This window comes from Bradyrhizobium diazoefficiens (assembly GCF_016616885.1).
GTDB lineage: Bacteria > Pseudomonadota > Alphaproteobacteria > Rhizobiales > Xanthobacteraceae > Bradyrhizobium > Bradyrhizobium diazoefficiens_F.
The window spans coordinates 4,346,053-4,365,968 of sequence record NZ_CP067102.1 but is presented as its reverse complement, the minus strand read 5'-3'; the positions used below and the strand labels follow the sequence as shown (position 1 = coordinate 4,365,968).

Genomic DNA, 19,916 nt, shown 5'->3' with positions numbered 1-19,916 from the left:
CGTAATCAGGCTTTTTTCTTCCCGATATTGGCAGCGAACGCCTTCAATAGCGACGCATCGACGGCCTCGCCCTTTGCGTCACCGGCCAGATGCTCGAACCATTTGGCAAAACCTTGGTAGATCTGGCTTGCCGGATGATCCGGCCCGAGAAAGCCGGAAATCTCCTGCATCTCCGCGACCCAGCGATAGGCCTTCGGGATCATGTCGGGCAGCGCGACCTCGAGCCGCGCCAGGATCGCGGGCTGGCTGAGCGCGAGCTCGTCGCGCAGCGCATCCGCGGCCCCCGCCTTGGTCGCCGCGGCCACCATGGCCGAGCCGATCCCGGCGAGACCTTTGACAATGCCGGCGTAGGACATCTTGAGCGCAGAGGCCGCACCCACCGGGCCTTCGACGATGCGCAAGTCGAGCCCGAAATCCCTGAGCACCGCGACATCCTTGGCATGTTCGCCTGACATGTAGAACGCCGGGCTCTTGCCGCCCGGCTGCGGCGGGAAGCCGATGATGCCGCCATCGACGAAGGGCGCCTGCGCCGAGCCGATGATCTCCTCGATCCGCTTCACCGTGTCGACATTGACGGCGTTGCAGTCGACCACGACCGGCTTCTTTGCTCGCTTCACAATCGACGCGGCGAGCCGCTCGGCCAGCGCCACCGCCTCGCCCGGCGGCACGATCGAGAGGATGATGTCGGCGTCCGCGATCGCGTCGTCCTCGGCGCCGACCATGCCGGCATCCGCCGCCCGTTTCAGCGTCGCCTCGCTGCGTCCCTTCAACGACGTCAGCACGCGCGCACCGTTGTCGCTCAGGCGGCGGGCCACCGCGCTGCCCATGGCACCGGGCGCGAGGATCGCAATGGTTTTGGACATCGACTTTGACATCGACTTGGACATCGGGGGCACTCCAGTTCGAATTCCGAGCGTTGGCACTCAGTTCGACCGGAACATTAGCAGAGGACGCAAACGCCCGCGCGATCCGCAGCCATCCCGCCGCGGAATAGCGCTACTCCGCCTTCGCAGGCTCGGGCCGGAGCGCGGAGGCATTGGCAATGCGCGCGGCATTGGCCATGCCGGCGAGCGCGGCTGCCTTCTTCGGATCCGGCGCTGCGCCGGGCTGCACCACACCGGCCGACATGATCAGCGTTGCGGCATCTTCGGCGCTGAGGTCGACCTCGACGATCTTGCTCTTGGGCACATAGAAGAAGAAGCCGGTGGTCGGGTTCGGCGAGCACGGCAGAAACACCGAGACGTGTTCCTCCTGTCCCGGCAGGCTGCGCGCGACCTCCTCGTTCGGCGATTGCGAGATCAGCACGATCGACCACATGCCGGGCGACGGAAACTCGACGAGCCCGACTTTGCGGAAGCTCGAGCCCTTGCCCGAGAACAGCGTCTCGAACACCTGCTTGAGGCCGCGATAGATCGCACGCACCGCCGGAATCCGGCCGAGAAAGGTCTCGCCGACATCGACCAGGGTGCGGCCGATCAGGTTCGCCGCGAGGAAGCCGACCAGCGTCAGCGTGAAGAATGCGACAATTAGTCCCCAGCCGGGAACGCCATAGGGCAGATAGGTTTCCGGCCGATAGGCCAGCGGCACGAATGGCCGCACCACGCCGTCGACCCAGGTGACGAACCACCAGACCAGGTACAGCGTGATCGCAATCGGACCGGTGACGACCAGCCCGGTCAGGAAATAATTGCGGAAACGGCCGATCAGGCCGGTATGCGGTTCCGGGGCGGGATCAAGAGGCGCAGGCGCGTCGTCGCGGGCGGTCATTCGGGTTCCAGGTCGGTCGCTTCGGTCAAGCTAGGGGCTTCTAGCAGGTTTTGGAAGAGCGCGGCCTGGTCCCTTTTGCCTATTCCACTGTCACGGATTTCGCGAGATTGCGCGGCTGGTCGACGTCGGTCCCCATCACCACCGCCGTATGATAGGCGAGCAGCTGCACCGGGATCGAATAGACCATCGGCGTGAACGCCGCCGCCATGTCCGGCATCACGATGGTGACGAGCGAATCCACCGTCGCCTCCGCCGCGCCCTTGGCGTCGGTCATCAGGATGATGTTGCCGCCACGGGCGGCGACCTCCTGCATGTTGGAGACGGTTTTCTCGAACACCCGATCATAAGGCGCTATGACGACGACCGGCATGGTCTCGTCGATCAGCGCGATCGGGCCATGTTTGAGCTCGCCGGCGGCGTAGCCCTCGGCGTGGATGTAGGAGATTTCTTTCAGCTTCAGCGCGCCTTCGAGCGCCAGCGGGAAGCTGGTGCCGCGGCCGAGATAGAGCACGTCACGGGATTTTGCGATTCTGTGCGCGAGCTTTTCGATCTGGGGCTCGGAGGTGAGCGCGTCCGCCATCAGGCGCGGGATCTCGACCAGGCCGTGGACGAGCTTGGTCTCGTCCTCGACGGACAATTCGCCTCTAGCCTTGCCGGCCGCAATCGCCAGGTTCGCCAGCACCATGAGCTGGCAGGTGAAGGCCTTGGTCGAGGCGACACCGATCTCGGGGCCGGCCAGCGTCTGCAGCACGGTTTCGCTCTCGCGCGCGATGGTCGAGGTCGGCACGTTGACGACCGCGATCGTGTGCGCGCCCTCGGCCTTGGCGTAGCGAAGTGCCGCCAGGGTGTCGGCGGTCTCGCCGGATTGCGAGATGAAGATCGCGAGATCGCCCTTGCGCAGCGGCGCTTCGCGGTAGCGGAATTCGGATGCGACATCGACCTCGACCGGCAGACGCGCAAAGCGCTCGAACCAGTATTTTGCAACGATGCCGGCATAGCTCGCAGTGCCGCAAGCCGTGATGTTGATGCGCTGGATATCCTTGAAGTCGAACGGCAGCTTGACCGGCAGCGAGACGCGCTCGGTCGCCATGTCGACATAGCGCGCCAGCGTGTGGCCGACCACTTCCGGCTGTTCGTGGATCTCCTTTGCCATGAAGTGGCGGTAGTTCGCCTTGTCGACCAGCGAGGTCGAGGCGGCGTGCTTGATCTTGTCGCGCGCGACGGCCTGGCCGTCCTTGTCGAAGATGTCAGCGCTCTTGTGGGTCAGCACGACCCAGTCGCCGTCCTCGAGATAGCTGATCGTGTCGGTGAACGGGCCGAGCGCGATCGCGTCCGAGCCGAGATACATCTCGCCGTCGCCATAACCGATCGCCAGCGGCGGACCGTTGCGGGCGCCGATCATCAGATCGTCATCGCCGGCGAAGATGAAGCCGAGCGCGAAGGCGCCGCGCAAGCGCGCCAGGGTCAGCTTCACTGCTTCCACCGGCTTGTTGCCGCGCGTCAAGAGATCGTCGACCAGGTGCAACACGATCTCGGTGTCGGTCTCGGTGTGGAACACCGTGCCGTTCTTTTCGAGTTCCTCGCGCAGCTCGCGGAAATTCTCGATGATGCCGTTATGGACGACAGCGACGCGCTCGGTCGCATGCGGATGGGCATTGTTGACGGTCGGCTTGCCGTGGGTGGCCCAGCGGGTGTGACCGATGCCGGTCGTGCCCTTCAAGGGCTCGGCCTCCAGCCGCTTCTCAAGATTCTTCAGCTTGCCCTCGGCGCGCCGGCGCTCGAGATGCTTGCCTTCGAGCGTGGCGACGCCCGCGGAATCGTAGCCGCGATATTCGAGGCGTTTGAGCGAATCCACCAATTGCTCTGCAACCGGCTCGCGCCCGAGAATGCCGACAATCCCGCACATGCGGATCAATATCCCCCAAATCGTCGAAAAATCGCCTAAACGACGCGCTCGGCTTTTAGCGAAGTTCCTAAGGACCCAGTTACTCAATAATTATGACGGATTGCGACAGCATCCGGCGACGTCGAGCTTCGCCTGTGTCGATGTGGCCGGCCTTTAACCGCGCGGATTAACTCGTTGTCAACAAATTTGGCCAACGATTCTACCCTCGGAGATCAAGGCCATGAAAGCCACGTCCGACCGCAAGGGTCTGCCACCGACGTATCTGCTCGCCAGCGAGACCAGCGGCACGCGTCTCGCGCATTGGCCGCCGCCCCAGCGCAGCCTGGACCGAGGCAAGGAAAGCAAACCTGTCCTCCTCACACAGGCGGCCGGCGAACCGGCAAAGCGCGCCAGGTCGCGCGGCTGGCGCCTGACGCGCGCGATGTTCTCGGAAGTCGCCGACGACGACTAGCGCCGCTCATTTCTCGGGCGTCTTCTCGACCTTCTTGCCGCTGGTCTTCAGCTCGCGGTAGCGCGCCGCGCCGCCTTCGCGAATGGTCTGCTGGTTGCGCTCCAGCGCCATCGCATCGTCGGGCACGTCGCGCGTGATCACCGAGCCTGAGCCGATATAGGCGCCGTTGCCGATCTTCACCGGCGCGACCAGCGACGAGTTGGTCCCGACGAAGGCGCCCTGCCCGATCACCGTCTTGTGCTTCTTGAAGCCGTCGTAGTTGCAGGTGATGGTGCCGGCGCCGATGTTGGAATTGGCGCCGACGGTGGCGTCGCCAATGTAGGAGAGATGGTTGACCTTGACGCCGGCCTCGAGCGTCGCGGCCTTGGTCTCCACGAAATTTCCGATGCGCGCGCCGTCGCCGAGCGAGGTGCCGGGGCGCAGCCGCGCATAGGGACCGATCGACACGTTCTTGCCGAGCGTGGTCTCGACAAGATGCGAGAAGGAATGGATCACGGTGCCGTCGGCGATCGACACGCCCGGTCCGATCACCACGAACGGCTCGATGGTGACGTCCTTGCCGAACACGGTGTCGGCAGCAAGATAGACCGTTTCAGGGGCGATCAGCGTGACGCCGGCCTCCATCGCAGTCTTGCGCAGCCGTGCCTGCATGACGCCCTCAGCCTCGGCAAGCTGGGCCTTGGTGTTGATGCCGCGCACTTCGTCCTCGCTGGTTTCGATCACCACGGACTCCCATCCATTGTCACTGACAACGCCGACCGCATCGGTCAGGTAGTATTCGCCCTTGGAATTCGCATTGCCTATTTTGTCCAGGATCGCGAACGCGCGGCGGCCATCGATCGCCATCACGCCGGCATTGCACAGATCGATCTTGCGCTCGTCCGCGCTGGCGTCGGCGTGCTCGCGGATCGCGACCAGGCGGTTGCCCTCGACGATGAAGCGGCCATAGCCGGTCGGGTCCGCCGCGCGAAAGCCGAGTGCGGCAATCGCAGCTCCTTTCGCGAGCGGCGCCCGGAGCCGCGCAAAAGTCTCGGCCGAGATCAGCGGCGTATCGCCGAACGCGATCAGGACATCGTCCACGCCGCGCGCAATCGCCTCCCGCGCCGCCAGCACCGCATGCGCGGTGCCCAGCCGCTCGGCCTGCACGAAGACGAGCGCGTCGGAGCGGATCCGCTTTGCCTCGTCCGCGACCGCCTGGTGATCGGGGCCGATCACGACCGCAAGCGCCGTGCCGGTTCCGCGCGGCGCGGCACCGAGCACATGGGCAAGCAGCGTCTGGGAAGCTACGGGATGCAGCACTTTCGGCAGGCTGGATCGCATGCGCGTGCCTTCGCCGGCGGCGAGCACGATCGTGAGGCTTGAGCGGGCGGTCATTGCAATCCTGTCAAATACGGCCGAATCGATCATCACATCGACGGGCGACAAGCCGATGTCGCCTAAGCTGGCTGCCTTGCTACCCCCGCAAACGCCCGGAATTCAAGTGCGAGTGGGTTTTCCTGTTAATGTTCCTTGATTGATTCGGGGAAGCCAGACAGGGCTGGGCACTAATCGTTCATGGCAAAGGATTCCGACCCACTGGCGGATGCCTTCGGCGACAGGGAGACCGGCGGGCTGTTCTCCGGACTCCTGGCTGAAGAAGGCACGTTCGATCGCCGCATGATGTGGCGGCTGGGCTCGTGGGGCGCGGCCGCCGTCGGCGCTGTCGTGATCGCCGTGATGGCCAACCAGGCCCAGTTCGGCTGGCGCCGCGACCAGGTCGCCTCCGCCGATCTCGCCCGCCAGTCCGACCGGCTCCAGGTGCTGACCAAGGAAAGCCAGCTCGAAGCGCGTCGCTTCGCCTCCGCCATCGAGACGCTGAACACCGATCGCGACCGGCTCTATTCGCGCGTCACGGTGCTCGAGCAGGGGCTTGATTCCGTCACCGGCGCCATCGCCAAGCAGAGCGCGACATCGCCGCAGGCCCCTGCGTCGAAGCCACAGGACACGCCCGTCGCCGCCGCGCAGCCCTCGACCCCGGCCCCGGATGTCGCGCCGGCCGCCTCGACCGCGGCTTCGCTGGTCGACAAGCCGCGCGCAATTGCCGGCAAGGAGTCCAAAGACAATTCGAAAGAGGCGGCGAAGGATCAGCCGGGCCCGCCGCCGCAGACTGCGGCCGCCGCTTCGCTCGTTCCGCAGTCGCCGGTGACGACGTCGGCGCTGCCGATCCTTCCGCTGGTGCCGTCGAAGTCGATCATGGCACCGCCTGATCCGGCGGCGTCGAAACTGATTCAGCCGGACGCCCCGGAGCAGAAACCCGAGGCGGCGCCCGCCCCCACCGAAGTCGCCGCGGCCCCAGCCAAACCGCCCGAGGCAACTGAAGCCGAGTCGCCCGCCATCGCAGTCCAGCAGACGCGCTTTGCCATCGATCTCGGCGGTGCCAACTCGGTCGACGGCCTGCGTGCGCTCTGGCGCGGCCTGAGCAAGTCGCATCCGGAGGTCGCCGCGCTTCGGCCGATCATCATGATCAAGGAAGGCAATAACGGCCTCGGGATGCAGCTCCGTCTGGGTGCCGGCCCGCTGATCAATGCCGCCGCCGCCGCCAAGCTCTGCGCCGGCCTTGCCGAGAACGACCGCCACTGCGAGACGACCGTGTTCGACGGCCAGCGGCTGTCGATGCGCGGCGGCTCGGACAAGGGCCAAGAGAAAGGCCAAGACAGAAACCAAGACAAAGGACAGGACAAGGGTTCAGACAAGAACCAGGACAAGAGCTCGGAGAAGAGCCAGGGCTCGGTGCCGCAAGCTGAGACCGCCCCTGCGCCTGCGCCCGCCGCCAAGCCAGACAAGCACCGCCGCAGCTACTCCTCCAAGCGCTCGTCAAAGCGCGAGGAGCCGGCGCCTGCGCCTGCGCCACAGCCGGCCGCTCAGGCCAAGCCGGAGACGGCATCGGCGAGCTCGACGATATCGTCGTTCTTCAGGCGGTAGGACTATCAGGGCTTCCGATTGAACGCCGGAGCGTCTCGCCCGAGACTGCGCCGTTCAAAGAACGGCCATCAACTGGCTGATCTTGATTGCCGCGCAAATGATCATGCCCCAAAGCGCAAAATTGACCTGCAACGCCTCAACCATTGCCAACCTCGCTCGCATCCTCTGTCGCGTTCTTCGACGAGATCTGCGATCACGCCTACGCTTCAAGCCGGATGTTAGGCGACGTTGGAATTCTCGCAAATCCGTATCGCTACGGATGGGGGATTCGGGCAATCGCAAGCAAATGTGACGGACCTGGTGACGGTCCCTATCGTGTAAAAATGCGCCTCGCCCCTGTTGCTCCCTCCCGCCATCCCGACCATATTGCCCGGATGACAAAAAAGCCGTTTCGCCTCACGCCCTATCAGGTGCAGTTTCTCATCGTCGTCGGTTTCGTCACCGTCGGCTGGGCGCTCTATGTGCGCTATCTCGCGATCGAGTTCTCGCAGGTGGCGCTCGCATGCGACGCCGGCTTGCAGACCATGATCTGCAAGGCGCGGTCGGTGTCGACGTCGCTGTTCAAGAATTCAGTGTTCGGCATCGTCGCGCTGGTGATCGCGACGCTGAACCTGATGCGGCCTTCGATCGTGCTGCTGACCCTTGGCGTGGTCGCAGCCGGCCTCGGCATCGTGCTCTACAACATCGTGCTGTCGGGCCTGGCGATCGGCCTGCTCATCCTTGGCTTTGCTCGGCCCGCGCCCGCCACAGCGTGAGCGCGAACAAGAGATAGATCGCGCAGGTCCACATCGCCTGCCAGTTGTCGCGCCCTTCGTTCAGGATCACGTAGACGGCCGACAGCGCCAGCAGCCCTGCGAACGCTGATTCCGCGATCGGGCGCACGCCGATCTGCGGACGGTTCAGCATCAACAGCGCGAACGGCACCACCGCCATCGTCAGCGAGGCATAGGGGAAGTCGCGGTAGCGCGGGTCGAACACGAAGCCGAGCGCGGTCTCGGTCGCGATCGCCGCAGTCACCGCCAGGGTCAGGCCCAGCACGGCGGAGAGCTTTGACCATTTCCGTCCCTCGCGCGGACCGAGCAGATCGAGGAAGCTCGGCAGGCTGCGGCCGATGACGATCGCCTGCGCGCAGAGGATTGGCGAGAGGATGCCGGCGAGCAGCAGCATGCCCCATTGCAGCCAGCCGCCCCAGCCGTAGCTCTCGTAAAACATCTTGTCGGCGGCGATTCCGAGCAGGATGCCCGCCGATGTCGCGGAGATGCCGACGCCGAGCCAGGCCGAGAAGCGCGGCGTCCAGGGCCGGCGGCGCAGCGTGATGCCCGCCACCGCGAACACCAGCACGCTGAGGCCCATGCCGGCGCCCATGTACCATTTCCAGAACGGGAAATTGCTGATCGGCTCGCCCGGCGGATATTTCAGCTGCCGCCGCACCGAATCGATCAGGCCCCAATAGCCGCCGACGGTGCCTTCGAGCCGCCGTTTCCACGGCTGGTCGTAGGCCTCGATCAGGTTGACGCGAAACTTCAGCGCCTTCGCGAGCCCCAGCATTTCCGAGACGACGCGCGCCTGGTTGGTGCGTGACGGCAGCGCGCCCTCGCGCATGCGGCCTTCGCTCGGCCAGCCGGTCTCGCCGATCAGGATTTCCTTGCCGGGGAACGCCACCGCCATGCGCTCGCGGATCGCCTCGACATGGGACGCTGCGAACTTCGCCTTCACCGGAACATCCTCCCAATAGGGCAGGATGTGAATCGTGACGAAGTCGACGGCGTCATAGACCTCGCGATTCCTGAGCCAGTATTCCCAGACGTCGGCATAGGTCACGGGCACGGTGACTTGCGCCTTCACCGAACGGATGATCGCGGTGAGGTCCGACGTCGTCATCTCCCCGCGCAGCAACACCTCGTTGCCGACGACGAGCGCGGAGATGGTATCGGGGAATTCCTTGGTGAGGCGGACCGCGGTCGCAACTTGCGCAAAATTCTTGGCGCGGTTGCTGCCGAGCCAGATGCCCTGGATCACCTTCAGCCCGCCGATCTTGGTCGCGACCGAAGGCACCTGGTCGAGCCCGTTCTCGATCGAGTAGGTGCGGACACAGTCGGTGATCTCTTTGAGCTGGCGCAGATCCTGCTCGAGCTGGTCAGCCTCGATGTGGGTCCATTCGTTCAGCGGCGTCTGCTCGCCGCGGAACGGCGCGTAGGACACGCATTGAACCTTGTCATTGGGATCGATGGGTGCGCGCGCGAGCGTGATCGGCGTGGCCAGCCACCACCATACGGCAGCAATCTCACCCAGGGAGACGAGCAGGAGCGCCAGTGGCGTACGAAGTGAAATTGGTTCCGTCCTCCGCGAGGGTCCGTCGATTACCTGCTCGCACGCCATCTGCCAAGGGGGTGACGCCGGCAAGGCGCATGCTCTCCCCGGCGAATTGGGCTGCGGCCGTTCGACCGGGCCCTAGGATCGTGACTTTGCTGGACAAAAATCCAAATACAGGTCATGGGATTCCGCGGGAATTTTCCGCCGCATTGGAGACCCATTTGGACGCCATCACGTCGGCGTCCGCGAGGAGGTCCTCCCGCGCGGGCGGACGGCTGAGATATTGGGGAATTCATGCGGCGACGGGTGTTCGAGTTACGAAATGCGGTCCTGCGGCAGTTCGCCGCCTCGTTGGCCGTCTCCTCCCTTGTCCTTCTGGCCAGCCTCGGTAGCGCTTCCGCCCAAAGCGGCTCGCCCGCCCCGGATCAGAACAAGGCAGCGGCCCAGCCCGCCGACGCCGCCAAGGACGCTGCCCAGAACCAGCGCCGGACCGACGAATTCGCTGAAGCCGCCCAAGTCATCAACGGCCCGGCCGGCAACCCCGAATGCGTCTGGCTCGGCCGGCGCGTGGTGCGGCTGATGTGGCGGGATGACCTCGATACCGCGTTCCGCCATCTCGACCTCTATGACCGCTTCGGTTGCCCCGGCGGCCACATCCAGGCTGCGTTCCGCTGCCTGACCCGCTTCGGCGCCCAGATCGATCCCAAGATCGCCGAGACCCTGGACAGCCGGGTGCACGCTTGCTGGATCAACCCGGCCTCCCAGCCGCAACAGGCGGCAGCCGCCGCCTCCCAGCCTGCGGCGCCGACGACAGCCAATTCGCAGCCCCCGCAGCCGGCCGCAAGCCCGGCGCCCGCAGCAAGCCCGTCACCCGCACCCCAGAAATAGCCGCGATCGTTTTCAGCCTGCGTTCAGGAACGATCGGCGATAGCAACTGACGGCACTGCCACGCGTTGACCGGACCGGACAAGGCCATGCCCTGATAAGGACATGAGGCCATGACAGTTGAGAAACCGCGCGGCAGGGTTATGCTCCCGTTGCCGCGAATTTGGTCGGATCTCGGGGTCGGATCCGCTTCCCTGCCCCCTCAGCCCCTTTTGGTTTAGCCGCGATGCGCGTTGTCGCCGCCGTTCTGTTGCTCGTGTCCGTGCTCCACGCCGGCCTCTGGGGAGTCCTGCGCGACAAGGAACCCGCGCCGGACTTCAAGGGCCTGTTGCCGAGCCTCTCCTATACGCCGTTCGAACCGGGGCATGTCGTCGACAACAACGTCGACCCCGACAAGATTCGCGCGGACATGAAGAAGCTCTCGACCCTCACGCGCGCCATCCGGTCCTACTCCGCGACGGAAGGCAACGAGCTGGTGCCGCCGATCGCCGCCGAGTTCGGCCTCAAGGTCACCGTCGGCGCCTGGATCGACAAGGACCCCGACCGCAACGAGCGCGAGATCAAGGCCGCGATCGAGCTCGCCCGCAAGAACAGCAACGTCAACGGCGTCGTCGTCGGCAACGAGGTGATCTACCGCGGCGAGCAGAAGGTCGAAGACCTCATCGAGATGATCAAGCGGGTGAAGAGCGCGGTCCGCGTGCCCGTCACCACCGGCGAAATCTGGAACATCTGGCGCGACAATCCCGACCTCGGCTCCAACGTCGATTTCATCGCCGCCCACGTCCTGCCCTACTGGGAAAACTTCCGCTCGGACCAGGCGGTGGACCAGGCCGTGGACCGCTACAATTTGTTGCGTAACCAGTTCCCCGGCAAGCGCATCGTGATCGCCGAGTTCGGCTGGCCGAGCGCGGGCTACAATCTGCGCAACGCCGACCCCGGCCAGTTCCAGCAGGCGCTGACCTTGCGCAACTTCGTCAGCCGCGCCGAGGCCCTCGGCATGGAATACAACATCGTCGAGGCCATCGATCAGCCCTGGAAATACTACGAAGGCGGCGTCGGTCCGTACTGGGGCATTCTCAACGCCAGCCGCGAGCCCAAATTCGCCTGGACCGGGCCGGTGGAGAATCTCGATTACTGGAAGCTGATGGCGATCGCGTTGCTGGTCGGCGTCCTGTTGTCGCTGCCGATCCTGCGGCTGGAGCAGCCGACCGCGCGGCAGGCGTTTTTGCTGTCGGCGACGGCCAACGGCGTCGGCGCCTGGGCCGCCACCGTGTTCGCGTTCTGGAACGGGCACTATTTCGTCTTCGGCTCGGCCTTCGCGCTGACGCTCGGCATGACCCTGCTCGTGCCGCTGGTGCTGATCGCGATGGCCCGCATCGACGAGATCGCGGCCGTCGCCTTCGGCCGGCCGCCGCAACGGCTGCTCGCCAAGGGCAAGCCGGTCGAGAACGTTCCCGAGAACTACTACCCGAAGGTCTCGATCCACATCCCCGCGTATTTCGAGCCGGTCGAGATGCTGAAGCAGACGCTCGATGCGCTGTCGCGGCTCGACTATCCCAATTACGAATGCGTCGTTATCATCAACAACACGCCAGATCCCGCCTTCTGGCAGCCGATCCAGGATCACTGCCGCGCGCTCGGTGAACGCTTCAAGTTCATCAACGCCGAGAAGGTGCAGGGTTTCAAGGCCGGCGCGTTGCGCATCGCCATGGACCGCACCGCCGTCGATGCCGAGATCATCGGCATCCTCGATGCCGACTATGTCGTCGAGCCCGACTGGCTGAAGGACCTGGTGCCTGCTTTCGCCGACCCACGCGTTGGCCTCGTGCAGGCGCCGCAGGAGCACCGCGACGGCGACCTGTCGATCATGCACTACATCATGAACGGCGAATATGCCGGCTTCTTCGACATCGGCATGGTCCAGCGCAACGAGCTCAACGCCGTCATCGTGCACGGCACGATGTGCCTGATCCGCCGCGCCGCGATGGACATGGCCGGCGGCTGGTCGAGCGACACGATCTGCGAGGACTCGGACCTCGGGCTCGCGATCCAGGAGCTCGGCTGGACCACCCATTACACCAACCACCGCTACGGCAAGGGGTTGCTGCCGGACACCTACGAGGCCTTCAAGAAGCAGCGTCACCGCTGGGCCTATGGCGGCCTCCAGATCGTGAAGAAGCACTGGCGGCACTTCCTGCCCGGGCGGAACCGGCTAACGCCGGACCAGAAGCGCGAATACGGCCTGGGCTGGCTGAACTGGCTCGGCGCCGAAAGCCTCGGCGTGGTGGTGGCACTGCTCAACCTCATCTGGGTGCCGATCGTCGCCTTCGCCGACATCGCCATCCCCGACAAGATCCTGACGCTGCCGATCATCGGCGCCTTCATCGTCTCGCTCGCGCACTTCTTGTCGATGTACCGCGCCCGCGTCGCCATCAAACCCGGCCAGATGCTGGGCGCCATGATCGCCGCGATGAGCGTGCAATGGACGGTGTCGCGCGCGGTCGCGCAAGGCCTGATCACCGAGCACATCGCGTTCGCGCGCACCTCCAAGGGCGGCCTGTCCAGGATGTCGATCGAGTTCCAGGCGTTCTGGGAGGCCGTGATTGGCGCCCTGCTCCTGATCGGCTCCGGCGTGCTGATCGCCTCCAACAGTTTCCGCCAGATCACCGAGATCTATATCTTCGCGGGCGTCCTGGTGCTGCAGAGCCTGCCGTTCCTGGCCGCGGTTGCGATTGCGATCCTCGAGCTCAGCCGCATCAACTCGTTCCAGTTCTGGCGCGACAGCTCGATCCGCACCGCCGAGCTGATCGGCCTGCGCCCCGTCGCCCTACCGGCGCCCGGCAACGCACAGCCGGTGCCGAGCGAGGTGCGGCGGGAGGCGAACTGACTTCGACGTGGATGACGGTCCGCCAATCGGCTTGAAAATCCCCGGCTAAGCGGCGGAAACTTGGGACGAATCCCCGGTCCTGCCGCGATCTTCGGCAACCGCGCGCGCTATTGACCTCAGCGCCCCGTCCTCCTACACAGCGCGTGCCGAAAGCATGATCCGGAAACAGCCGGTTTTCCCCGCGACGCGCGTTGAGCGCCGCGGCAAGACATGCTTCTCGAATGACCGAAGACGATGGCGATCTTTGAAGCCATCAGCGGCCATGGGAGCGCGTAGCTCAGCCGGTAGAGCACGTGACTTTTAATCACGGGGTCCTGGGTTCGAGCCCCAGCGCGCTCACCAAAGTTTCCATACCGAACAGCAGACGACGTCCCGGGACGACCGGTGGGTTTGGGCGGCCTTGCCGTTGCGCCATCGCTCAACAATGATCCTTCGTCCGTCGAAGGGCAATCACGCCCGGCTCGCCTTTCGAAAATTCAGAGAGAGAGAGACTGAGGCCACATGTCCTCACTACACGATCATCATTGACCCGCTTCTGGAGGAAGACGGCGGCGGATTTGTCGCGACCGTGCCCGATCTTCCTGGCTGCATGTCTGATTGCGCCACCGAATTCGAGGCGGTGCAAAACGGCAGGACGCAATCATCTGCTGGATGCACCGTGCTCGCCGCAGGCATAGGAACGTTTCCATGCGCGGGGACTCTTACAGTCGCAATCGATCCTGTGTTGCTCGTGGATCGAGCGATGGAAAAAGCCGTTGCCTACGCCATCTCAGCGCTCCTTGTGGGCTTCGGTGCCTGGATACTCGTCGCTGGCCTTTCCTCGAGCTCGCCCGCCCTTTGGACCCTTGTGGCGCTGGTCCCGATTACGATTGGAATCGTGAGCGCTTTTGGCCCGATGTGAATTGATGGGGACAATCGGGGATGGGTCAGCGCGTCTGCATTTTCCGAATCGAGGTTCTGTGGTCGCTCCGCTGGTACGTCGCGTTCGGGGGATGTAGGCGTGAGCCAGTTTCTATCGATGCTGCTGCTAGTTGCTGCCGTCTTTCTGACCGTCTGCTTCGGAGTGGCGGCTTGGCGCCTCTCTGATGAGAAGGATCTCGACGTCACTGGCCAAATCGCGCCTCAGTCCTATGGATGGAAGGCGCCTCCGACCCGGTAACCTTGGCACTCGCCCTCCGCCGCCACCCGGCATCCCATCCTCGTCGACGTGGTTGTAAGCCGGCAGCGCATCGGTATCGACGCCATGTCTCTCCCTCGGCCAATTGCCGCTTTTTCCCGAGTAGTTTGACAGGGAAACTGCAGAGTCAATCTTGCTCGCGGAGACCCGGCAAGGCTCGCACCGTTATCGCCTCTCGACAGAGCCGCAGGACGGCCCCGGCCGGGGGGCTTTTGGGGTGTAGGGCCGGGGCCACTGCAGGGGCTCGGCCTTTTGGGGAAGGCCCAAGCAGATGGGAGCTTACATTGAGATCGAAGCGCTGCTCTGTTCGTTTCAGCACATTCGGCGAAGTTTTCCGGGTAGCAACACGCCGAATATTGCCTGGTTTTCCCGACCTTGACACACTGGACAAATATATTTTGATGAAGTGGGTGCGGCTTACTTCGCCAATCGCAGCAAGTAACCGGGTCCCATCGGTGAGTGACAGAGCGCCGACGCAGAGCGTACCGCGTTGAATGGGCCCGCCAGCGTAGACCTGCGAGCCAGCTGAGCGCGGACCTCGTCCCAAGTGATTTGCTTGAGGTGCCTTCAGCTCTCCGGCGCGGCGACCGTCGCCGGCACGCTGAGCGGAGCGCCTCCCACCGAAACAGGCCCGATAGATTTCGACTGCCGAACCATCCGTTTGCGCATCATCAGCCGATCGCGCGCGCGCCCTCTTGGGATGGATGAGGTTATGTCCGACGTCATGGCACTTTGCAGCGCATCGATCTTCGCGATGAGCGTCGAAAGCTGCGGCGATATCTTCTTTACGTCGCCCCGTTCGTCCGTGATGCTCTGTCGGAGAGACAGAAGGGTCGTTGAATCCTGCTGCTGCAGAGCTGCATTTTGCTGCAATGAGGAATTGATCTCATGCAGCGACGCCGCCTGCTGTTGCTGGGCCGACTGAATGTCCTTCAACGCAGCGACAATCGGATCCGGCCTTGGCGCGGTGTCTCCCTGGTGCGGCAGCAGCGCAGCCAAACTGCTGATGTTCGGCGACGGAAGATCAAACGGCGGAAGATCAAACGGCAATGTACAGATGGCCGCCGCGCCATTGATGGCCAAAGCACATACCGACAATGCCAGGACCGATTTCCGGCTGGACCGCTTGCCCGGTGCTGGAGCTTCCGGGGCTTCGTGCTCGGCTTCGCGTTCGGCCTGGGGTTCGAATGCTGCGGCGGCGAGTGCTGCAGCGTCGAGGTGCTCGGCAAAGCCCAGCGTTTCGGATGTCGTGCTCATACGCATTACCTCATGAGCGAGCAAAAGGAAGCCGTCGCCGGAACGTCCTCGTGACGCCTCCTTTACGCAGCACCCACCTACAACTGTCTAAAATTGTGGGCTTTTTGGATTAATTCCACGTTAGCGGCGCGGCCGTCAGGCATGTCCAGCCACCCCGGCCGACTACGGGGGCTAAGCGATGGAATTTGCGGCGCCTGTTCCACCAACCCTGCCAAAAAAGCCAGGAGACAGCCCGCGAGAAAGGTGTAGGATTCGACCACACGGGAGGAGCGGCATGTTTGAAATCACCGGTTTCGACACGGCAGGCGTCGTCAATCTCAAGCGCGAATCACTCGCCGCCGCCCTCAAGAAGGCCAGGGAGCTGATCGAGGACGGCTGCCGCGACGTTCAGATCGTCGATCCCAATGGCCGGATCTACACCTCGTTTGAGGAGCAGGCCGCTTAGCCGCCCCCGCCTTCGGCGCTTTTCGAATAGCACCCGGGCTTCTGGAAGGAAGGACCTGGCGTGCAATCGCGCTACTGGCTTGCCATGCTGATCTGCTCAACGATCGGCGTCTTCGTCCCCGCGTTATGGGGTGGCGAGATGTTGTCCTATCCCGGCGTCCTGTTCAGCTGTGTCGGCGGAGCCGTCGGATTGTGGATCGCCGACCGAACCAGATAGGGCCAGACAGGCGGCAACGATGACCCGCGCTGATTTTCGCTGGTCGCGGCTTCGCAGCCGCGAGATGGATTCGCGAAAGCAGCGCCGTCGCGTTGCCAATCAATCCGTTTGGGCGCACGTTCGCTCCAGGCGCGTGAGACGCCGCACAGGGAGCGACCCATGAAGGAACATGGCCTGGATGATCGCCATCGGGACAAGGATAGCGCGATCAGCAAAAAGCACGGCAATACGCTGGTTGGTACATTGCGCAAGATCTACGGCAAGGGTTTTGCGGCCGGCTATCCTGATGCGACCCAGCTTAGCGAGGTCTTGCATCAGTTGAACGAGACGTCGCTCAGCCAGTTGCGGCGCGATCACGACACCGGCCATTTGGGGCACAAGATCGACCACGCCCCGAAGTGACGGACGTCGCTCGGAGAAGTTGATGTTGTCAAACCAGACCGCCGGTCCCAACGACCCGGGTTGGTCAAGCCGCGCTATTGATCGGCGCCATCGCACTTGCCGTTTGAGCCTTCCGAAACCAGGCGCTAGGATGAGCGCTTTTACGGAGGCTCATTTGAAACAAGTCATTATCATCGCAGCGCTCGCGCTGCTTGCCACGGCGCCTGCCCGGTCTCAGGGCTTGGTCGATCCCAGCAAGGTTGCTCCCGAATACCGCGAGGCGGCCGAAAAGCGCCGCGCGGAGCAGATCCGTCAGCGCGAATGCGCCCTGAAGGCAGACCTGGAGAAGGTGCTGCCGCGAGATCGGACCGTCTTTCTCAACCACTGCCTGGACGCGATGGCGGCGAAGCAATAGCGACGCGCAGCCGGTTGGCCTCAAGACGTGCAAAGAAAGTCGCAACCGGTTTTCAGGCTTTCTTCAGACATTCGGCTCACCTTAGCCGCCGATTTGCAATCATCATTGTTGTCGGCGTATGAGCTTCGTCCAGGTCCAGTGCACGCGCTGCAAGACGATGTTTCGCGATCGCGCGGGACGGTTGCAGGACGGCTATTCCCGACAGTGCCCAGGTTGCGAAGTCGTGTTGTTCTTCGCCGAGGACTCGCAGCATCCCTTCATCAAGCGCGCCATGCGAGACGCGGGGAAGGCCCGCAAGGAACAGCACGAGGCCGAGGCAGCCCGGCGCGCTGTCCCGCCGGAACCGCGGGCGGCGCCCCGCTCGCGGCCGTCGTCCACCGTACGGGCGCGGGTGCTCAACCGGACCGAGTAGTGGCCGGCCGACCGTTTACGTCGCCTCGATCCAGATCCCGGCATCGGAATGCGCGCGGATGTGGTCGACCAGAAAGTCCGAAAACACCCTGATCTTCGCGGGCAGCCGGACGCGGTTCTGGTAGGCCACGTTCATTGTCAGCAACGGCAATTCCCAGTCGGTCAGGACCGGCACGAGCTTGCCGGCCGCGATGTCGCTCTGCACGATGTAAAGCGGCTGGATCAGGATGCCGAGCCCTGCGCGCGCGGCGCCGCAGATGATCTGGCCATCATTGCTGTCGAGCGTTGGCGCGATGCGAATGGTCTGCGTCGTGCTGCCCTTGCTCAGGCGCAGCGAATAGGGATCGTTGGCGAGGTTGTAGACCAGCATATCGTGGCGTGCGAGATCGGCGGGATGCTCGGGGGCGCCGTGCGTCGCGAGATAGGATGGTGCTGCCGCCAGCACCCGGCGCATCTGGCCGATGCGGCGGATGATGATGTTGGAATCTGGCTCCTGCTCCCGCGTGCGGATCGCGACGTCGATACCGGCCTCGATGAAGTCGGGGTAGCGGTTGGCGGCGATGATCTGGACGTCGAGCTTCGGATAGAGCTTGCGAAACGCCGGCAACATCGGCGCCATGTAGATCATCGCAAAGGACAGCGAGCTCGTGACGCGCAGCATGCCCTTGGGCGACAGCGCGCGGTCACTGACGGCATCCTCGGCCTCTGCAAGCTCGTTCAACAGAGTGCTGCAGCGCTGCAGCAGCTCCTGCCCGGCCTCGGTCAGCCACTGCCGGCGCGTGTTGCGCTCGATCAGCCGGACCGCGAGCCGCTCCTCCAGCGCGCTGAGGTGCCGGCTCGCCGCGGCGTTCGACATCCGCAGGATCTCGGCGGCCTTGGACAGGCTGCCGAGCTCGGCCGTCCGGGAGAACACCTCGAGCTGGAGAAGGCGGTCCATTCTTTCTCATAATGGAAAAGAGACTTACGATTTTTGGCCTTTATTTCCGATTTCTGCAAGGCAAAATGGCCCCAACAAGCAAGATCGCAGGCGAGGAAATTTGGGAAATGTCGGGTCCGATCAAGCACATCGTGATGTGGCGGCTGCGCGGGGAGACGGCCGCAGAGCGCTCGGCGGCTAGGTCCAAGGTCAAAACCCTGTTCGAAGGCCTCCGGGGCCGGATCGACGGCCTCACCCATATCGAGGTCGGGGTCGATGTCAGCGATGTCGATTATGCCTGCGACGTTGTTCTCGTCTCCGAGTTTACCGACGGCGCGGCCCTGAAGGCCTATGCCACCCATCCGGAGCATTTGCGGGTGCGCGAGGAGCTCGGTGACTTGCGGATCGGACGCTTCCAGGTCGATTATCCCACTAAAGAGACCGGCGCATGATCGGTTCGTTCACCTTTGAAAATCTGCCTTGCCGCGTCGTGTTCGGCAGCGGAACATTGGCTGCAGCCAAGGCCGAGGTCGAGCGTCTCGGTGGCAAGCGCGCGCTGGTGCTGACGACGCCGCAGCAGGAAGCGCAAGGCGTAGCGCTCGGCGCTGCACTCGGCCCGCTCTCAGCCGGCATCTTCGCCGGCGCCACGATGCACACGCCCGTTGAGGTAACCGAACGGGCGATCGCGGCGATGAAGGCCTGCAATGCCGATTGCGTGGTCGCGCTCGGCGGCGGCTCGACGACAGGATTGGGCAAGGCGCTGGCCTTGCGCACCGGCGTCAACCAGCTCTGCATTCCCACCACCTATGCCGGCTCGGAGATGACCCCGATCCTGGGCCAGACCGACAACGGCCTGAAGACCACTGTGCGCGACGTTGCCGTGCTGCCGGAGACCGTGATCTACGACGTCGACCTGACCCTGACGCTGCCAGTCGGCCTCACTGCAACCTCCGGCATCAACGCCATCGCGCATGCGGTGGAGGCGCTTTATGCGCGGGACACCAATCCCGTGACCTCGCTGATGGCGGAGGAAGGCATCCGCGCGCTCGCACGTGCCCTGCCCGCGATTGCCGCCAAGCCCGACGATCGTGCTGCCCGCAGCGATGCACTCTACGGCGCGTGGTTGTGCGGCGTTTGCCTCGGCACCGTCGGCATGGCGCTGCATCACAAGCTCTGCCACACGCTCGGCGGCACTTTTGACCTCCCGCATGCCGAGACGCACGCGATCGTGCTGCCGCATGCGCTGGCCTATAACGCTCCCGCTGCGCCCGAGGCGATGGCGCGGATCACGCGCGCGATCGGCGCGCCGGATGCGGCCCAGGGACTTTTTGATCTCGCCAAGCGATTGGGCGCCAAGGTCGCGCTGCGCGACATCGGCATGCCCGAGAGCGGCATCGACAAGGCGGCCGATCTCGCCGTCACCAATGCCTACTGGAATCCGCGCCCGCTCGAGCGCAACGCCATCCGCGACCTCATTGCGCGCGCCTGGGCAGGTGAGCCGCCGGTCGCAAACAAAGCGGCGGCGTGA

Annotated in this window: 20 protein-coding genes and 1 tRNA gene; 14 read left to right on the top strand and 7 right to left on the bottom strand. The window is 64.3% G+C overall.

Annotation, left to right across the window (positions count from 1 at the left end):
- Positions 1-5 precede the first annotated feature (5 nt).
- The 3 genes from JJC00_RS20420 to glmS all read right to left on the bottom strand — a co-directional run bounded on the left by JJC00_RS20420 (position 6) and on the right by glmS (position 3,673).
- The gene (locus JJC00_RS20420) at positions 6-863 is read right to left on the bottom strand and encodes an NAD(P)-dependent oxidoreductase (RefSeq protein ID WP_200474175.1); all 858 of its coding nucleotides are present in this window, start codon (positions 861-863) and stop codon (positions 6-8) included.
- 133 nt (positions 864-996) lie between these two features.
- Positions 997-1,767, bottom strand: a complete 771-nt coding sequence (locus JJC00_RS20415; RefSeq protein WP_200467763.1) for a DUF502 domain-containing protein — start codon at positions 1,765-1,767, stop codon at positions 997-999.
- Positions 1,768-1,846: 79 nt separating this feature from the next.
- A complete protein-coding gene (glmS, locus tag JJC00_RS20410) occupies positions 1,847-3,673 on the bottom strand; it encodes a glutamine--fructose-6-phosphate transaminase (isomerizing) (protein WP_200467762.1) in 1,827 nt (608 codons plus the stop codon).
- Between the two features lie 220 nt (positions 3,674-3,893).
- On the opposite strand from glmS, the gene JJC00_RS20405 reads away from it, so the two are divergent.
- Positions 3,894-4,124: a hypothetical protein gene (locus tag JJC00_RS20405; RefSeq protein WP_200467761.1), complete on the top strand. Its 231-nt coding sequence runs from the start codon at positions 3,894-3,896 to the stop codon at positions 4,122-4,124.
- Between the two features lie 6 nt (positions 4,125-4,130).
- On the opposite strand, the gene glmU is transcribed toward JJC00_RS20405, so the two are convergent.
- Positions 4,131-5,498: a bifunctional UDP-N-acetylglucosamine diphosphorylase/glucosamine-1-phosphate N-acetyltransferase GlmU gene (gene glmU, locus JJC00_RS20400; RefSeq protein ID WP_200467760.1), complete on the bottom strand. Its 1,368-nt coding sequence runs from the start codon at positions 5,496-5,498 to the stop codon at positions 4,131-4,133.
- 180 nt (positions 5,499-5,678) lie between these two features.
- Between glmU and JJC00_RS20395 the strand changes: the two genes are divergently transcribed.
- On the top strand, positions 5,679-7,085 hold the full coding sequence (locus tag JJC00_RS20395) for a hypothetical protein (RefSeq protein WP_200467759.1): 1,407 nt from the start codon (positions 5,679-5,681) through the stop codon (positions 7,083-7,085).
- Between the two features lie 374 nt (positions 7,086-7,459).
- Complete coding sequence (locus JJC00_RS20390; protein WP_027534560.1) at positions 7,460-7,840, top strand: hypothetical protein; 381 nt, start codon at positions 7,460-7,462, stop codon at positions 7,838-7,840.
- On the opposite strand, the gene JJC00_RS20385 is transcribed toward JJC00_RS20390, so the two are convergent.
- Positions 7,800-9,464, bottom strand: a complete 1,665-nt coding sequence (locus tag JJC00_RS20385; protein ID WP_200474174.1) for a beta-(1-6) glucans synthase — start codon at positions 9,462-9,464, stop codon at positions 7,800-7,802. The two genes, JJC00_RS20390 and JJC00_RS20385, sit on opposite strands and share 41 nt — an antisense overlap.
- A 228-nt stretch (positions 9,465-9,692) precedes the next feature.
- Here JJC00_RS20385 and JJC00_RS20380 point away from each other — a divergent pair, with 228 nt between their 5' ends.
- The 4 genes from JJC00_RS20380 (at position 9,693) to JJC00_RS38190 (ending at position 14,071) form a co-directional block, all read left to right on the top strand.
- On the top strand, positions 9,693-10,286 hold the full coding sequence (locus JJC00_RS20380) for a beta-1-3, beta-1-6-glucan biosynthesis protein (protein ID WP_200467758.1): 594 nt from the start codon (positions 9,693-9,695) through the stop codon (positions 10,284-10,286).
- Positions 10,287-10,509: 223 nt separating this feature from the next.
- Positions 10,510-13,170: a glycosyltransferase gene (locus tag JJC00_RS20375; protein WP_200467757.1), complete on the top strand. Its 2,661-nt coding sequence runs from the start codon at positions 10,510-10,512 to the stop codon at positions 13,168-13,170.
- Positions 13,171-13,436: 266 nt separating this feature from the next.
- Positions 13,437-13,512, top strand: a tRNA-Lys gene (locus JJC00_RS20370).
- Positions 13,513-13,594: 82 nt separating this feature from the next.
- Positions 13,595-14,071: a type II toxin-antitoxin system HicB family antitoxin gene (locus tag JJC00_RS38190; RefSeq protein WP_246773860.1), complete on the top strand. Its 477-nt coding sequence runs from the start codon at positions 13,595-13,597 to the stop codon at positions 14,069-14,071.
- Between the two features lie 843 nt (positions 14,072-14,914).
- Here JJC00_RS38190 and JJC00_RS20360 read toward each other — a convergent pair.
- Complete coding sequence (locus JJC00_RS20360) at positions 14,915-15,610, bottom strand: hypothetical protein (RefSeq protein ID WP_200467756.1); 696 nt, start codon at positions 15,608-15,610, stop codon at positions 14,915-14,917.
- 268 nt (positions 15,611-15,878) lie between these two features.
- On the opposite strand from JJC00_RS20360, the gene JJC00_RS20355 reads away from it, so the two are divergent.
- The 5 genes from JJC00_RS20355 to JJC00_RS20335 all read left to right on the top strand — a co-directional run bounded on the left by JJC00_RS20355 (position 15,879) and on the right by JJC00_RS20335 (position 17,473).
- Positions 15,879-16,049: a hypothetical protein gene (locus JJC00_RS20355; protein ID WP_200467755.1), complete on the top strand. Its 171-nt coding sequence runs from the start codon at positions 15,879-15,881 to the stop codon at positions 16,047-16,049.
- A 60-nt stretch (positions 16,050-16,109) separates the two neighbouring features.
- Entirely contained in the window at positions 16,110-16,265 is a 156-nt protein-coding gene (locus JJC00_RS20350) for a hypothetical protein (RefSeq protein ID WP_200467754.1), read from the top strand.
- Between the two features lie 159 nt (positions 16,266-16,424).
- A complete protein-coding gene (locus JJC00_RS20345) occupies positions 16,425-16,667 on the top strand; it encodes a hypothetical protein (protein ID WP_200467753.1) in 243 nt (80 codons plus the stop codon).
- A 154-nt stretch (positions 16,668-16,821) separates the two neighbouring features.
- A complete protein-coding gene (locus tag JJC00_RS20340; RefSeq protein WP_200474173.1) occupies positions 16,822-17,061 on the top strand; it encodes a hypothetical protein in 240 nt (79 codons plus the stop codon).
- Between the two features lie 118 nt (positions 17,062-17,179).
- On the top strand, positions 17,180-17,473 hold the full coding sequence (locus JJC00_RS20335) for a hypothetical protein (RefSeq protein WP_200467752.1): 294 nt from the start codon (positions 17,180-17,182) through the stop codon (positions 17,471-17,473).
- Positions 17,474-17,488: 15 nt separating this feature from the next.
- Here the strand turns inward: JJC00_RS20335 and JJC00_RS20330 are convergent, their stop codons facing one another.
- The gene (locus JJC00_RS20330) at positions 17,489-18,409 is read right to left on the bottom strand and encodes a LysR family transcriptional regulator (RefSeq protein ID WP_200467751.1); all 921 of its coding nucleotides are present in this window, start codon (positions 18,407-18,409) and stop codon (positions 17,489-17,491) included.
- Positions 18,410-18,516: 107 nt separating this feature from the next.
- Here JJC00_RS20330 and JJC00_RS20325 point away from each other — a divergent pair, with 107 nt between their 5' ends.
- Positions 18,517-18,840: a Dabb family protein gene (locus tag JJC00_RS20325; RefSeq protein ID WP_200467750.1), complete on the top strand. Its 324-nt coding sequence runs from the start codon at positions 18,517-18,519 to the stop codon at positions 18,838-18,840.
- Positions 18,837-19,916 (top strand): maleylacetate reductase, encoded by a 1,080-nt coding sequence (locus JJC00_RS20320; protein WP_200467749.1) that lies wholly within the window; start codon positions 18,837-18,839, stop codon positions 19,914-19,916. Before JJC00_RS20325 ends, JJC00_RS20320 begins: the two co-directional genes overlap by 4 nt.

Bases quoted from the DNA above. Each gene is read 5' to 3' on its own strand.
- JJC00_RS20405 (WP_200467761.1), top strand. From the start codon at position 3,894: ATGAAAGCCACGTCCGACCGCAAGGGTCTGCCACCGACGTATCTGCTC.
- glmS (WP_200467762.1), bottom strand. From the start codon at position 3,673: ATGTGCGGGATTGTCGGCATTCTCGGGCGCGAGCCGGTTGCAGAGCAA.
- JJC00_RS20375 (WP_200467757.1), top strand. From the start codon at position 10,510: ATGCGCGTTGTCGCCGCCGTTCTGTTGCTCGTGTCCGTGCTCCACGCC.
- JJC00_RS20320 (WP_200467749.1), top strand. From the start codon at position 18,837: ATGATCGGTTCGTTCACCTTTGAAAATCTGCCTTGCCGCGTCGTGTTC.
- JJC00_RS20390 (WP_027534560.1), top strand. From the start codon at position 7,460: ATGACAAAAAAGCCGTTTCGCCTCACGCCCTATCAGGTGCAGTTTCTC.
- JJC00_RS20345 (WP_200467753.1), top strand. From the start codon at position 16,425: ATGAAGGAACATGGCCTGGATGATCGCCATCGGGACAAGGATAGCGCG.
- JJC00_RS20330 (WP_200467751.1), bottom strand. From the start codon at position 18,409: ATGGACCGCCTTCTCCAGCTCGAGGTGTTCTCCCGGACGGCCGAGCTC.
- JJC00_RS20355 (WP_200467755.1), top strand. From the start codon at position 15,879: ATGTTTGAAATCACCGGTTTCGACACGGCAGGCGTCGTCAATCTCAAG.
- JJC00_RS20420 (WP_200474175.1), bottom strand. From the start codon at position 863: ATGTCCAAAACCATTGCGATCCTCGCGCCCGGTGCCATGGGCAGCGCG.
- JJC00_RS20385 (WP_200474174.1), bottom strand. From the start codon at position 9,464: ATGGCGTGCGAGCAGGTAATCGACGGACCCTCGCGGAGGACGGAACCA.
- JJC00_RS38190 (WP_246773860.1), top strand. From the start codon at position 13,595: ATGATCCTTCGTCCGTCGAAGGGCAATCACGCCCGGCTCGCCTTTCGA.
- JJC00_RS20325 (WP_200467750.1), top strand. From the start codon at position 18,517: ATGTCGGGTCCGATCAAGCACATCGTGATGTGGCGGCTGCGCGGGGAG.
- JJC00_RS20380 (WP_200467758.1), top strand. From the start codon at position 9,693: ATGCGGCGACGGGTGTTCGAGTTACGAAATGCGGTCCTGCGGCAGTTC.
- JJC00_RS20360 (WP_200467756.1), bottom strand. From the start codon at position 15,610: ATGCGTATGAGCACGACATCCGAAACGCTGGGCTTTGCCGAGCACCTC.
- JJC00_RS20395 (WP_200467759.1), top strand. From the start codon at position 5,679: ATGGCAAAGGATTCCGACCCACTGGCGGATGCCTTCGGCGACAGGGAG.
- glmU (WP_200467760.1), bottom strand. From the start codon at position 5,498: ATGACCGCCCGCTCAAGCCTCACGATCGTGCTCGCCGCCGGCGAAGGC.
- JJC00_RS20415 (WP_200467763.1), bottom strand. From the start codon at position 1,767: ATGACCGCCCGCGACGACGCGCCTGCGCCTCTTGATCCCGCCCCGGAA.
- JJC00_RS20335 (WP_200467752.1), top strand. From the start codon at position 17,180: ATGAGCTTCGTCCAGGTCCAGTGCACGCGCTGCAAGACGATGTTTCGC.